This window comes from Aciduricibacillus chroicocephali, assembly GCF_030762805.1.
Lineage (GTDB): Bacteria > Bacillota > Bacilli > Bacillales > Amphibacillaceae > Aciduricibacillus > Aciduricibacillus chroicocephali.
The window spans coordinates 380297-394654 of record NZ_CP129113.1; the positions used below are offsets into that span (position 1 = coordinate 380297).

General features: G+C 44.3%; 13 protein-coding genes and 1 riboswitch. All 13 genes read left to right on the forward strand.

The window, feature by feature from the left end; all coding sequences use genetic code 11:
- Positions 1–78: 78 nt before the first annotated feature.
- Entirely contained in the window at positions 79–978 is a 900-nt protein-coding gene (locus tag QR721_RS02040) for a LysR family transcriptional regulator (RefSeq protein WP_348028683.1), read from the forward strand.
- A gap of 114 nt (positions 979–1092) precedes the next feature.
- Positions 1093–2079, forward strand: a complete 987-nt coding sequence (locus QR721_RS02045; RefSeq protein WP_348028685.1) for a diaminopimelate dehydrogenase — start codon at positions 1093–1095, stop codon at positions 2077–2079.
- Positions 2080–2350: 271 nt separating this feature from the next.
- Positions 2351–2515 (forward strand): YezD family protein, encoded by a 165-nt coding sequence (locus QR721_RS02050; protein WP_348028687.1) that lies wholly within the window; start codon positions 2351–2353, stop codon positions 2513–2515.
- 30 nt (positions 2516–2545) lie between these two features.
- On the forward strand, positions 2546–3151 hold the full coding sequence (gene cysC, locus QR721_RS02055; RefSeq protein WP_348028689.1) for an adenylyl-sulfate kinase: 606 nt from the start codon (positions 2546–2548) through the stop codon (positions 3149–3151).
- A gap of 53 nt (positions 3152–3204) precedes the next feature.
- Entirely contained in the window at positions 3205–3903 is a 699-nt protein-coding gene (locus tag QR721_RS02060; protein ID WP_348028691.1) for a phosphoadenylyl-sulfate reductase, read from the forward strand.
- Between the two features lie 52 nt (positions 3904–3955).
- Positions 3956–5785: an assimilatory sulfite reductase (NADPH) flavoprotein subunit gene (locus QR721_RS02065; protein WP_348028693.1), complete on the forward strand. Its 1830-nt coding sequence runs from the start codon at positions 3956–3958 to the stop codon at positions 5783–5785.
- Between the two features lie 24 nt (positions 5786–5809).
- Positions 5810–7531, forward strand: a complete 1722-nt coding sequence (gene cysI / locus QR721_RS02070) for an assimilatory sulfite reductase (NADPH) hemoprotein subunit (RefSeq protein ID WP_348028695.1) — start codon at positions 5810–5812, stop codon at positions 7529–7531.
- A 19-nt stretch (positions 7532–7550) separates the two neighbouring features.
- Positions 7551–8699, forward strand: a complete 1149-nt coding sequence (gene sat / locus QR721_RS02075; RefSeq protein ID WP_348028697.1) for a sulfate adenylyltransferase — start codon at positions 7551–7553, stop codon at positions 8697–8699.
- 54 nt (positions 8700–8753) lie between these two features.
- Positions 8754–9521, forward strand: coding sequence for a uroporphyrinogen-III C-methyltransferase (gene cobA, locus QR721_RS02080; protein ID WP_348028699.1), 768 nt, complete (start codon positions 8754–8756; stop codon positions 9519–9521).
- A gap of 20 nt (positions 9522–9541) precedes the next feature.
- Positions 9542–10294: a sirohydrochlorin chelatase gene (locus QR721_RS02085; protein ID WP_348028701.1), complete on the forward strand. Its 753-nt coding sequence runs from the start codon at positions 9542–9544 to the stop codon at positions 10292–10294.
- An 8-nt stretch (positions 10295–10302) separates the two neighbouring features.
- Positions 10303–10947: a precorrin-2 dehydrogenase/sirohydrochlorin ferrochelatase family protein gene (locus tag QR721_RS02090; RefSeq protein ID WP_348028703.1), complete on the forward strand. Its 645-nt coding sequence runs from the start codon at positions 10303–10305 to the stop codon at positions 10945–10947.
- A gap of 136 nt (positions 10948–11083) precedes the next feature.
- Positions 11084–11191, forward strand: a riboswitch (SAM riboswitch).
- A 102-nt stretch (positions 11192–11293) separates the two neighbouring features.
- Positions 11294–12424: an aminotransferase class I/II-fold pyridoxal phosphate-dependent enzyme gene (locus QR721_RS02095; protein ID WP_348028705.1), complete on the forward strand. Its 1131-nt coding sequence runs from the start codon at positions 11294–11296 to the stop codon at positions 12422–12424.
- Entirely contained in the window at positions 12421–14283 is a 1863-nt protein-coding gene (locus tag QR721_RS02100) for a bifunctional homocysteine S-methyltransferase/methylenetetrahydrofolate reductase (RefSeq protein ID WP_348028707.1), read from the forward strand. The genes QR721_RS02095 and QR721_RS02100 overlap by 4 nt, the downstream gene beginning before the upstream one ends.
- Positions 14284–14358 lie beyond the last annotated feature (75 nt).

Consider the following 14358-nt stretch of genomic DNA (forward strand, 5'->3'; position numbering starts at 1 on the left):
AGGGGAGAACCTAATATAAGAAAAATAAATAATAAATATAATAATGATAAGTAAATCGCAATGAACGGAGGCTGATGCATGGATCAGCAATTAAAAGTATTTGTAACGGTAGCTGAAAAGAAGAGTTTTTCGCGTACAGCAGAGGAGCTGCATATGACTCAACCTGCTGTGAGTCAATACATCCGGGCTTTTGAGGAGACGATGGGGACACGCTTGCTGGAACGCACAAATAAGTACGTAAGATTGAACAAAGCTGGAGAAATTGTTTACCATCATGCTAAAGAAATTATTGGTTTATATGAGAAGATGCATAACCTCGTCGATGACTTGACCAAGAAAGCGAGAGGACCGCTCACAATTGGGGCGAGTCATACATTTGGAGAGTATGTACTACCGTGGATCATTGCAACTTTGCAACGGGAATATCCGGATATCGAGCCTGAGGTGATCATTGGAAATACTACCGAAATTGCAAATCTTGTCGATACACATCAGCTTGATGCAGGGATAGTAGAAGGCAAGTTGCTGAATCACCACTTGGAACTGCAGCCTCTTGGAAATGACTTTATGTATGCTGTAGCTTCACCGGATCACCCGATATTTAATCATGGAAATGAACTTTTGGAACTTGAGGCAACAAAGGATATGGTTTGGATTGCGAGGGAGAAAGGCTCTGGTACTAGAGAAGCTATGGATGAGATGTTCGAACAATTTGAATTTGAACCGGTTCGACTTATGCAGTTCGGGAGCAATCAGCCGATCAAGGAGGCGGTCAAAGCTGGACTTGGCATCAGCCTTCTATCCAGGTGGGCTATACAAAAAGAATTAGAATACGGTGAGCTTAAAATGGTAAAGATTGCAGGTTTGCCATTTGAACGCCAGTTTTCAATCATCACAAACTCACCTTTTCAGACGAAGGCTCTGGAGGTTTTCACTGCTCTGCTCCGGAGTCATCAGTTGCTCCGTGCATTCGAATAATTTGGTTGTTTAGGAATTCAGGAATTGCACATGCAAATAAAAAAAGATAGTATATAAACAAGTCAAAGGGACTTGCTTTGAATGCATCTTTATACATTTTGGAGGAATGAATCCATGAGTGAGAAAATAAGAATCGGCATACTTGGTTACGGAAACCTTGGAAAAGGAGCCGAAGCCTCAATTCAACAACAACCAGACATGGAACTTGTCGCTGTCTTCTCAAGAAGATCTCCTGAGAGCGTAAAGACAGTCAATCCGAATACTAAAGTTATACACGTGGACGATGCTGAAAAGCATGTAGACGATATTGATGTTTTGCTTCTATGTGGAGGGTCGGCTACAGATTTGCCAGAACAAGCTCCAGAATTCGCAAAGCTGTTTAATACAGTAGACAGTTTTGACACGCATGCACGCATCCCTGAGTTTTTCGAGAATGTTGATAGCTCAGCAAAGCCGAATGGCAAAACAAGCATTATTTCAGTTGGTTGGGATCCAGGTCTTTTCTCAATCAATCGTGTATTGTCAGAGAGCTTCCTTCCAGAAGGCGAGACATATACGTTCTGGGGTAAGGGGCTTAGCCAAGGACATTCTGACGCTGTTCGCCGCATTGAAGGTGTTAAAAATGGTGTCCAGTACACAATTCCATCTGAAAAAGCGATTGAGCGCGTAAGAAATGGTGAAAATCCTGAGCTTTCCACTAGCGATAAGCATACACGTGAATGCTTTATCGTTGCAGAAGATGGAGCGGATAAAGCGAAGATTGAAGAAACAATCAAAACAATGCCTAACTACTTCGATGAGTATGAAACTACTGTTCATTTCATCAGTGAAGATGAATTGAAGCGCGACCATAACACAATGCCGCATGGCGGTTTTGTTATCCGCAGCGGAAAAACAGGCGAAAACACAAATCAGATTGTGGAATTCAGCTTGAAATTGGAAAGCAATCCTGAATTTACAGCGAGTGTGCTTGTTGCGTATGCGCGAGCAGCTCACCGCATGAACAAAGAAGGTCTTACAGGTGCAAAGACAGTCTATGATGTTGCACCAGCATACCTTTCACCACAGAGCAATGCTGACCTTCGAAAAAAATATTTGTAAGATAAAAAAACACGCCATAATCTGGCGTGTTTTTTTATTAACTCATAAATCATATCAACTTTATCGGGAAAAGTGTCTTGACATGCTGACTTTAGCAATGTAGTATCTATTTAACTCAAAAATATTCTGTCTATTCACAAGTTTTGAAACGTGGGTGGAATCCCCTGGCTTAGAGAGAGCATTCATTGGGATGGAATATGCCTAAAACCAAGTAATTTTATAGGTTATTTATAAATTGACGTTGACGCGAGGCTTTGCAATGGAGGTTACCATGGCGAAAGTTGATGAGAAGAAACTCCAATATATACTATCGGTAATTGAAGAGCTGGAATATGGAGCAGTGAGCATTACAATTCATGAAAATGAAATAACACAAATTGATTCAACAGAAAAAAAGCGTTTCCCGGTTGCCAAGAGAGAAGTAAGGCATAGGTAATGTTTTAATCAATGAAAGAGGTGTCTGGAAATGGGAGAGTCCACTAATATTGTTTGGCATGACTCCGAGGTGACAAAGAAGGATCGTCAGCAGAAAAATGGCCATAAAGGTGCGGTTATCTGGTTCACTGGCCTTTCGGGTTCAGGCAAATCGACAATTTCTGTAGCTTTGGATAAAGCTCTGTTTGATAAAGGGATTAGGGCATATCGCCTGGATGGTGACAACATTCGTCACGGGTTGAACAAGAATCTTGGTTTCAGTGAGGAAGACCGAACAGAGAACATTCGTCGTATCGGAGAAGTGTCCAAACTACTCATCGATGCTGGATTATTTGCCCTTACTGCTTTCATTTCACCTTACCGTGCGGATCGGAATCAAGTCCGGGAATTGCTGGAAGCTGACGAGTTTATAGAAGTTTATGTGAAGGCAAGTGTTGAGACATGTGAAGCGCGTGACCCAAAAGGCCTCTACAAAAAGGCGCGTAACGGGGAAATCAAGAATTTTACTGGCATTGACGCTCCATATGAGGAGCCATCAAATGCTGAAATCATTCTAGATACCGACGCTCTCAGCGTAGAAGAATGTGTGGATCAGCTAATTAATCATCTTGAGAATGCTGGTTATTTTACTGCTTAATCTGGCATTAAACCCTGTGTAAAGAGATAGATTACCTGGAAGGAGAGAGTGGCATGGCAAAACCGACATACGAGGACTGGCATGAAGAGGATGGCTTTGCGATTGACAATGCTACGAAGGGTGCCTTGAATGTATTGAAATGGGCTTATGACAACTATGATGATGAGTTGATCTATGCATGCAGTTTTGGGGTGGAAGGCGTTGTTATGCTCGACTTGATTACAAAGGCAAAAGCCGATGCGAAGGTAGTTTTCCTTGATACAGGACTTCATTTTCAAGAGACATACGAGCTGATTGACAAGGTGAAAGAACGCTATCCTGATTTGAAAATTGAACTGAAAAAGCCAGAGCTTACAGTTGAAGAACAAGGGGAGAAGTTCGGAGAAAAGCTATGGGAAGTCCAGCCGAACCGATGCTGCTATTACCGCAAAGTTGTTCCGCTCCAGGCGGTGTTGAGCGGTGCGACTGCTTGGCTTTCCGGTTTGCGTCGTTCACAAGGACCTTCGCGGGCGAACACGAACTTTGTCAACCTTGACGAGAATTTCCAATCTGTCAAAATTTGCCCGCTTATTCATTGGTCTTGGGAGGATATTTGGGACTATGTGAAGGAACATAATCTCCCTTATAACCCTCTACATGACCAGGGGTACCCGAGTATTGGCTGTGCACCATGCACGTTGCCGGGTGACGGCCGTGATGGACGCTGGGCAGGCAAAGGAAAGACAGAATGCGGACTGCATATTAAGCAATAAACAGCCATGGCAACAATGTTTGCAAATATATATTTCATGGGGTGGAAGAGAGATGCGATTGCAAGTAACGAACAGCCCTTTCAGCCAGGAGCAGGTCGATTTTCTTAATAAAATCCTGCCCGGGCTAACGGGTGAACAGCGTTTTTGGCTCAGCGGTTATTTGACTGCTGCACCATTTGAAGGGCTTGCTGAAGCTGGTGCTGCGCTTCAAACAGTGCCCGCACCTCAGGCGTTAGTGCCTGTTGCAACAAAAGAGATTACCGTTCTGTATGGCACACAGACTGGGAATAGTCAGGGACTTGCTGAACAATTTTCGCAACAACTTGAAGAACGCGCTTTTGACGTGAAGACTAGTTCTATGAGCGACTTCAAGCCGCGTGATCTCAAGAAGCTGTCTAATCTTATTATTATCGTCAGTACACATGGTGAAGGGGATCCGCCAGATGATACATTGCAATTCCACGAATTCCTGAAAGGCAAACGTGCTCCGAAACTTGAAGAGCTTAACTATTCTGTTCTTGCATTGGGAGACAGTTCTTATGAATTCTTCTGCCAGACAGGGAAGGAATTCGATGAGCGCCTGGAGGAACTGGGAGCAAGCAAACTCGCACCACGAGTTGACTGTGATCTTGACTTTGATGAACCGGCAGCAGAATGGTTTGCTGCTGTACTTGGAAAGTTGGAAGAACAAAGTGGTGGAGCTGTCGGTAGACCGGTTGTTGGTGAAGCAAATCTTGGAACTCCAGCGATTTCTTCATACTCAAGGACAAATCCATTCCAGGCCGAAGTTCTTGAGAACATTAACCTGAATGGACGAGGTTCCAATAAAGAGAACCATCATATCGAGCTTTCCCTTGAAGGGTCCGGATTGACGTTTGAACCTGGGGATAGTATCGGTATCTATCCGAAAAATGACCCTGTTCTTGTCGATGAGCTCATTGCTGAATTCGGTTGGGATCCCGAAACACCAATTAGTATTAAGGCAAATGAACCGGAATGTTCGCTGCGTGATGCACTTCTATCACACTATGAAATTACGGTTGTTACAAAGCCACTTCTTCAGAAAATTGCTGAACTTACTTCTAATGAAGAAATCAAACTTCTCCTTGAAGCTGAGGATGATAGTGAATTGCGCGAGTACATATATGGTCGCGATCTGCTTGATGTTATCCGCAACTACTCATTGCAGAGCATTCCGGCTGACAAGCTGACAAGCATTCTTCGCAAAATGCCGGCACGCCTGTACTCTATTGCAAGCAGCTATCAGGCGAACCCGGATGAAGTGCATCTGATTATTGGAACAGTTCGTTACGAAGCACATGATCGAGATCGTTCCGGAGTATGCTCAGTGCATGTCGCCGATAGAATTGAAACGGGCGAGACATTGCCGATTTACGTTCAGAAGAATAATAATTTCCGTCTTCCGGAAAATCCTGACACACCGATTATCATGGTTGGACCAGGGACAGGGATTGCTCCGTTCCGTTCATTTATGGAAGAGCGCGAAGAAATCGGAGCTGGCGGAGATTCATGGTTATTCTTCGGAGATCAGCATTTTGTCACGGACTTCCTTTATCAGGTTGAATGGCAAAACTGGCTCAAAGATGGAGTGCTCACAAAGCTTGACCTTGCTTTCTCTCGCGATGGAGATGAGAAGGTATACGTTCAGCATCGCATGAAGGAAAACAGCAAAGAGTTTTATGATTGGCTTGAAAGAGGTGCTGTTCTTTATATTTGTGGAGACGAAGAACATATGGCTCATGATGTTCATCAGACCTTGCTTGAAATCGTTGAAAAAGAAGGCGGCAAGACACCTGAAGAGGCAGCAGAATATGTATCCAATCTACAAGCGGAAAAGCGTTACTTACGTGATGTTTACTAAGTTTCAGAAGGAAGGAGCATGAAGATGTCAGACATTAAAATCGACCCGAATATCGATCATGGACCACCAAGTGATGTTGAAGAAATTAAAGTCGAAAGTAACTATTTGCGCGGTTCTTTGGCAGAAATGATTAAGGAGCCAATCAGTGCTGGCATACCAGACTGGGATAATAGGCTCATGAAATTCCACGGCAGCTACATGCAGGATGATCGTGACTTGCGTGCTGAACGTGCTCGTCAGAAGCTTGAGCCTGCGTATCAATTCATGTTGCGAGTACGTGCTCCAGGTGGTGTAGCAACAGCAGATCAATGGCTCGTCATGGATGACTTGGCACATAAATACGGCAATGGCACTCTCAAGCTAACTACACGTCAGGCATTCCAGATTCACGGAATCCTTAAATGGAATATGAAAAAGACAATTCGTTCAATCAATGATGCTCTGATGGACACACTGGCAGCTTGCGGTGATGTAAACCGTAACGTCATGTGCAATCCGAATCCTTATCAATCTGAAATTCATCAGGAAGTGTATGAATGGTCAAGCAAGCTGAGTGCATACTTGTCACCACGTACTAATGCCTACCATGAGATTTGGCTTGATGGAGAAAAAGTGGAAGACACAAAAGAAGAGCAGGAGCCAATGTATGGCAAAGTGTATTTGCCGCGGAAGTTCAAAATTGGCATTGCTGTCCCACCTTCTAATGATGTGGACGTATACTCGCAAGATCTTGGCTATATCGCCATCCTAGGTGATGACGGCAAGCTCGAAGGCTTCAACGTAACTGTTGGTGGCGGAATGGGAATGACACATGGGGATACGGCAACATATCCACAGCTCGGCAGACTGATCGGCTTCATCACTCCTGAGCAGATTGTAGAAGTGTCGGAAACGATTATTACAATTCAACGCGACTATGGTAACCGCTCGGTACGTAAAAATGCACGTTTCAAATATACGATTGATGCACGTGGCCTAGATTGGCTCAAGAATGAACTGCATAGCCGCCTTGGGTGGGAACTTGCTCCAGCGAAGGATTTCCACTTTGACCATAATGGTGACCGTTATGGTTGGGTAAAAGGTGTGAATGACAAGTGGCATCTCACGCTATTTATCCAAAACGGCCGTGTGAAGGATGAGGAAGGCTATCCGCTTATGACTGGCCTGCGCGAAATTGCAAAAGTACACAAAGGTGACTTCCGTCTGTCGGCGAACCAGAACCTGGTTATTGCCAATATTCCGGAAGATCAAAAAGATCTTATTGATGGGCTAGCTCAAAAGTATAATTTGACAGCGGGAGAACATTTGTCAGCATTGCGTCGCAATTCAATGGCTTGCGTAGCACTTCCGACATGTGGTCTTGCAATGGCAGAGGCAGAACGCTATTTGCCGGAACTGCTTACAAAGATTGAAGCGGTTATTGATGAGAACGGTCTTACAGAAGACGAGATTGTCATTCGTATGTCAGGCTGTCCAAACGGCTGTTCAAGACCAGCACTTGGGGAAATTGCCTTCATAGGGAAGGCGCCTGGTAAATATAATATGTACCTTGGTGCAGGTTTCAACGGAGACCGCCTGAACAAGATGTATCGTGAGAATATTGGTGAGAAGGAAATTCTTAGTGAACTAGGAACACTTCTTAAGCATTATGCGAAAGAACGAGAAGACGGAGAACGCTTCGGAGACTTCACAATCCGCGCCGGTTATGTGAAGGCGACAACCGATGGAACGAATTTCCACGAATAGACCAAGGGGGATTAAAGCAATGGCACTAAGCGAACCACATGGCGGAGTTCTCGTCAACCGTATCGAACTTGGAAAAGATTTGTCTTCAATTGAGCAGACAATTGAACTGGATGCAATGGCACTGAGTGACTTGGAGCTTTTGGGTACAGGTGCATACAGCCCTCTTACAGGATTTATGAATAAAGAGGATTATGATGCAGTTGTTAATGATATGCGACTTTCCACAGGTGAGCCTTGGAGCATACCTATTGCGCTTCCGGTTACGGCTGAGAAGCAGAAAAGCCTTAAAATCGGCAATGAAGCAAAGCTAGTTTATAACGGTGAAGTATACGGCTCAATCCGTATTACGGATAAGTTTGCTCCTGATAAGCAGAAGGAAGCAGAGCAAGTTTATCGCACAACTGAGCTTGCTCATCCAGGTGTGAAGAAAATGCTTGAGCGACCTGACTTCTATATCGGCGGTGAAATAACACTTGTCAAACGTGTTGATGATCCGGAATTTGCTTCTTATTATTTCGATCCAGCAAAAACTCGCGAAATTTTCCAGGAGAAGGGTTGGAATACGGTTGTCGGCTTCCAGACGAGAAATCCTGTCCACCGCGCTCATGAGTATATTCAGAAAACAGCTCTCGAAATCGTTGATGGTCTATTCTTGAATCCGCTCGTCGGCGAGACAAAGTCTGACGATATTCCAGCGCCAATCCGACTGGAAAGTTATGAAGTCCTTCTTGAGAACTACTACGCGGAAGACCATGTTTTCCTTGGTGTTTTCCCTGCGGCGATGCGTTATGCGGGTCCGCGTGAAGCGATTTTCCATGCGATGGTCCGTAAGAACTTTGGCTGCACACATTTCATTGTTGGAAGGGATCATGCAGGTGTAGGTGACTATTACGGCACATATGACGCACAGAAGATTTTCAGTCATTATACGAAAGAAGAACTGGGGATCACACTGCTGTTCTTTGAACATTCCTTCTACTGCGAAGCATGCGGGAACATGGCAACTGCAAAAACTTGCCCGCATGACAAGGAAAAGCATGTGATTCTGTCAGGTACAAAAGTACGCGGCATGCTAAGAAATGGAGAATATCCACCGGCTACATTCAGTCGTTCGGAAGTTGTTGAAGTGCTTATAAAAGGAATGCAGGGAACAGAAGTTCATTCCTGAATGTTTTGAAGGTCACTGCGTCATAGCGCATGAACCTGAGGGGAGAGGGAGCAGATGAGTAAAGTATATCTTGTTGGAGCGGGTCCTGGAGACGCGGAGCTGATTACGGTGAAAGGTCTCAGAAGCATAGAGGAAGCAGATGTCATTTTATACGATCGGCTGATCAACAGAGAGCTGCTGGATCATGCGAAGGAAGGGGCCCAGCTAATCTACTGTGGCAAACTCCCCGACTATCATGCGATGAAGCAGGAGACGATCAATCATTTCCTCGTCAAGCACGTGAAAATGGGGAAAGTCGTCACGAGATTAAAAGGCGGCGATCCATTCATCTTCGGAAGAGGAGCGGAAGAGGCGGCAGCATTGCGTGAGCACGGCATTCCTTTTGAGATTGTGCCGGGCATCACTTCAGGCATTGCCGCCCCGGCTTATGCCGGAATACCGGTTACACATCGTGAGCTCAGTTCCAGTTTTGCAATTGTAACAGGACATTCGCGTGAAGGCAGGGAAGAGGCTATTAAATGGGAAAGCCTCGCAAAAGGGATTGATACACTTGCAATTTATATGGGGGTCGGGAATCTCCCGTATATTTCCGAACAGCTTATCCGTCATGGTAAAAATCCAGAAACACCTGTAGCGCTTGTACATTGGGGCACAACACGCAATCAGGAAACTGTTGTTGGAACACTTGATAATATTGTAGAAATTGCTGCATTAAAGAAAGTGAAAAATCCAAGCATGATTGTTGTTGGAGAGGTTGTTAAGCTTCGCGAAGAGCTTCAATGGTTTGAAGAACAAATTGCCGAGAATGAAGCAATGATCTGAATGCAAGGAGGGAAGCGAAGATGGAAGCAGTACTATATATAGGTCATGGAACTAGGGTCCCCCAGGGGGTCGCAGAGGCGCTTGATTTTATAGATAGAGGCAAGGAAGGTGTCGAAGCGCCAATCCAGGAATCTTGTTTTTTGGAACTTGTCGAGCCAGATATTCTGGAAGGAATCAAACGATGTGTTGACCGGGGGGCAACGTGTATCTCGGTTGTTCCAATCTTATTGTTGACGGCAATGCACGCCAAAAAGGATATTCCTGATGAATTGAAGAAGGCTCAAAATCTTTATCCTCATATTGAATTCAAATATGGTCGTCCATTCGGTATCCATAAAAAAATTACGAATGCACTTTTAGACAGGGTTAAGGAGAAAGGCGAACCCGGCTATGAGGATATGGTTCTTCTAGTTGGAAGAGGCAGCAGTGACCCTGAAGTGAAACGGGATCTAACTAGTATTGCTGAGGATTTGCAAAGCTTGCACCCTTTTAAGGAAGTTGCAATCAGTTTCATGTATGGTGCCAAGCCAAAGCTGCGGGAAGCACTTCTGACAGCTCAAGAGAGCGGTGCGAAGAGAGTGTTCATCGTCCCTTATCTATTGTTCAGTGGCCTTGTCATGTATGAAATTGAGGAAGAGCTTGAAAAACTTCCAGACTCCGAGCAAGAGTTCATCCTTTGTGAAAGTCTTGGCTATCATCCAAGCATTGCAGAGGTTCTTCAGGAACGGGCAAATGAATTGCTTGATTCCAAGACGGCTTTTGAAATGGTTTAAGGTACATTATGGATACTTATCCCATAACACTGCATATCTCTGGAAAGACCGCCGTTGTAATAGGAGGCGGTTCTGTAGCCCGGCGCAAAATTCAGCGTCTTCTCAAATCAGGAGCCGTTGTGAAGGTTGTCAGCCCGGATGTTTGCCGGGAGGTATACGAACTTCATGAACAAGGTCAGTTGGAGTGGCAGCAAAAACTCTTTGAGCCGGCTGATTTGGATGGTGCCTTCATAATCATGGCGGCTTCCGGTAACTCTGAGGTAAACGAGCTTGTCGCTTCAGCTGCAGCTCCCCACCAGCTTGTCAATATTGCTGATGATCCGCATGCTGGTAATTTCCATGTGCCAGCATCACTAAATCGAGGGAAATTATCCATTTCCGTAGCTACAGAAGGGGCGAGTCCCATTCTTGCTCGTAAAGTACGTGATGAAATAGCTGATCATTTTGGTCATGAATTCACTGAATACATGGAATTTCTTGAAACAGTTAGAAAAAAAACTGTCCACGAACTTTCGCTATCTTCCGATTTAAAAAAATATGTATTGGAACAAGCAGCGAGCAACGAGTGTCGAAATTCGGAAGTCGCCCGCCAATCACTTCTCTTTTATCTCCATCTCCTTTCACTTGTTGAGAGTTCTGCACATTCTGTATAAAACATATACATAGCGTGTAAATTCGGGATATAAACAATCTATTGAATTTTTTAAAAAATTTACAAAAAGGTATTGCGTAAATATAAGAAAACAGATATGATATATTAAATTTCATATTTAGTTGAAAGATTCAATTTTCTTATCGAGAGAGGTGGAGGGACTGGCCCTTTGAAGCCTCGGCAACCGTCTGCATTATGCAGTCAAGGTGCCAATTCCAACAAGTTGATAACTTGGGAGATGAGAGGAGTCCTTGATTATACATATTAAAGGTCGCCTTTTTTCCCGAAGGTGGCTCTTTTTTTGCAGGATTTCCTCCTTCAAAGAATAGTGAGAGGGGTTGGAGAGAATGACATTACGGACAGAAACAGAACTGGTACAGATCGGCAACAGAAGAGAAGAACCGCTCCGTTCTATTAATACGCCAATCTACTTCTCGACCGCGTATAGACATGAACATACGAAGGACGACACTGCGGCTACTGGATACGATTATATTCGTACAGGTAACCCGACACGTGATGTGCTTGAAGATGCAATTGCAAGATTAGAGAATGGGGATAGAGGCTACGCTTGCAGTTCAGGAATGGCAGCTATGCAATTAGTTTTCTCATTATTTGAAAAAGGCGCACATTTTGTCGCTTCTCGTGATTTGTATGGAGGCTCATATCGTCTGTTTGAACTTTATGAGAAAAACTATGGATTTAGCTTTGATTACTGGGCCAATGATGATTACGGTGAGCTGGAAAGCCTGATCAAGAATGATACAAAGGCACTTTTCATTGAAACACCTACAAACCCACTCATGAGTACTGTCGACATCAGTGAAGTCGTTAAAGTAGCTAAAAAACATGGAATTTTGACAATAGTTGACAATACATTATATACACCACTTCTGCAAAAGCCGTTGGAAGAAGGTGCAGATATCGTCATTCATAGCGCTACAAAGTATCTCGCAGGACATAACGACGTTCTTGCCGGACTTGTTGCAGCAAAGGGTGAGGAATTGTGCGAAGAGCTGTTCCACCTCCATAACGCAATCGGAGGCGTTTTAGCGCCATTTGATTGTTGGAGCACCATTCGAGGCATGAAAACACTTGCACTTAGAATGAGGCAACATGAAAGCAACGCAAAGCAAATCAAGGAATTCTTAGAGTCCCATCCGCAAGTACAGAAGGTTTTCTATCCAGGAAAGGGAGGCATGCTCAGCTTTGAAGTCAAACAGGAAGAACAAGTGGTGCCATTCTTGCGTGCTATCAGACTGTTTACTTTTGCTGAAAGTCTCGGCGGTGTCGAAAGTCTGATTACATATCCGGTAACTCAGACTCATATGGATATACCTCGTGAAACAAGAGAAGCTTACGGTCTTTCAAATACATTGCTCCGTGTCTCTGTCGGCATTGAAGATGCCCGTGATCTAATTGATGATCTTGACCAGGCATTGAACAAAGTCGGAGCCAAGGAAGTGCAAAACAATTGAAACTGCTGGAGGCAATGAAAGAACGAATCCTTATTGGCGATGGAGCGATGGGAACGCTGCTCTATTCTTATGGCGTCGATCGCTGCTTCGAGGAATTGTGCTTGACGCATCCGGATCAGGTTTTGAATGTACATCGCGCCTATATTGAAGCTGGGGCCGATGTGATCCAGACGAATACGTACGGGGCGAACTATATTAAGCTAGCCAGATATGGTCTCGAGGACAAAGTAAAGCAGATCAATGAAGCAGCTGTCCAACTTGCTAGGAAGGCAGCTGGTGATGAGGCATTTGTCGTTGGAACAATTGGTGGAATTCACGGTACACAGTCTTTGCTCGGTTCTAAAGAAGAGATTAAAAGAAGTTTCCGCGAGCAACTTTATTGTCTGCTTATGGAGAAGGTCGATGGCATTCTTCTTGAAACTTATTATGATCTTGATGAACTGATCATGGTACTCGATATCGCAAGAGAGATAACAGATATTCCGATTATAGCTAATGTATCCATGCATGAAGCCGGAACTTTGGAAAATGGCATGCCACTTGCAAAAGCATTACAAGAACTGGAGAAACATGGAGCGGATGTTGTAGGAATCAATTGCCGTCTTGGCCCATATCATATGGTTCGTTCACTGGAAGAAGTTCCGTTGCTTGATCATGCTTTTCTTGCAGCATATCCGAACGCTAGTCTTCCAGCCTATAGCGAGGGTAAGTTGGAATATGTTAATCATCCTGACTATTTCCGAAAATGTGCTCAGGACTTCAGGGATGAAGGTGTTCGGCTGATTGGCGGATGCTGTGGTACAACGCCTGAACATATTAGAGCTCTTGCTGAAGGAGTGCGTGGTGTTACACCACTTGCTGAGAAGCAGGTTGAGGAGAAACCGCACCCGGTTGCAATAAGGGAAAAACGAAGCAAGAAGGAAAAACCGCTTCATGAAATTGCGAAGAAACGCCATTCTGTAATTGTAGAACTGGATGCACCTAAACACTTGCATACAGAGGAATTTCTGGATGGGGTAAGAGCTTTGAAGGCGTCTGGAGTCGATGCGGTCACACTTGCTGACAACTCTCTTGCCAGTCCTCGTATATGCAATGCTGCAATGGCGACCTTGGTAAGACAGGAATGTGATATGAGACCACTCGTCCATCTCACTTGCAGGGACCGTAATCTGATTGGATTGCAATCTCATTTGATGGGACTGCACACACTCGGAATGCATGACATTTTGGCAATAACTGGCGATCCGACGAAAATAGGTGATTTCCCAGGTGCTACTTCCGTGTTCGACGTCACTTCATTTGAACTGATCAAGCTGATCAAACAGTTCAACGAAGGAACTTCCTTCTCGGGCAAGTCGCTAAAAAAATCGACGAATTTCTCAGTAGCTGCTGCATTTAACCCAAATGTCAAAAATATGGAGCAGGCAGTAAAAAGACTTGAACGTAAGATCAGTTTTGGAGCTGACTATTTCCTGACGCAGCCTGTCTATAGCAAGGAAACAATCATAGAACTTGCTAACGCAACGAAACATATTGAAGCTCCAATCTATATAGGCATCATGCCACTTACCTCATCAAGAAACGCTGAGTTCCTTCATAACGAAGTGCCAGGCATCAAGCTGACTGATGATGTAAGAGATAGAATGGCGTCAGCTCGCGGAGACAAAGATAAATCAATAGAAATTGGCATTGATATTTCCAAGGATCTTTTGGATACCGCACTGGAATATTTTAAAGGAATTTACCTTATCACGCCTTTCATGCGCTATGACGTTAGTGTCAAACTTGTTGAATATATAAACAGCAGACTAAACAATGACTTGAAGGGGGTGCATGCCGGCGATATTCAGCATACATGATCAACTTCAGTAAAATAGATGCCCATCAGCATTTTGAACATAGCATTCTCAAAAAAATAGAAATCAGGGAGGAAA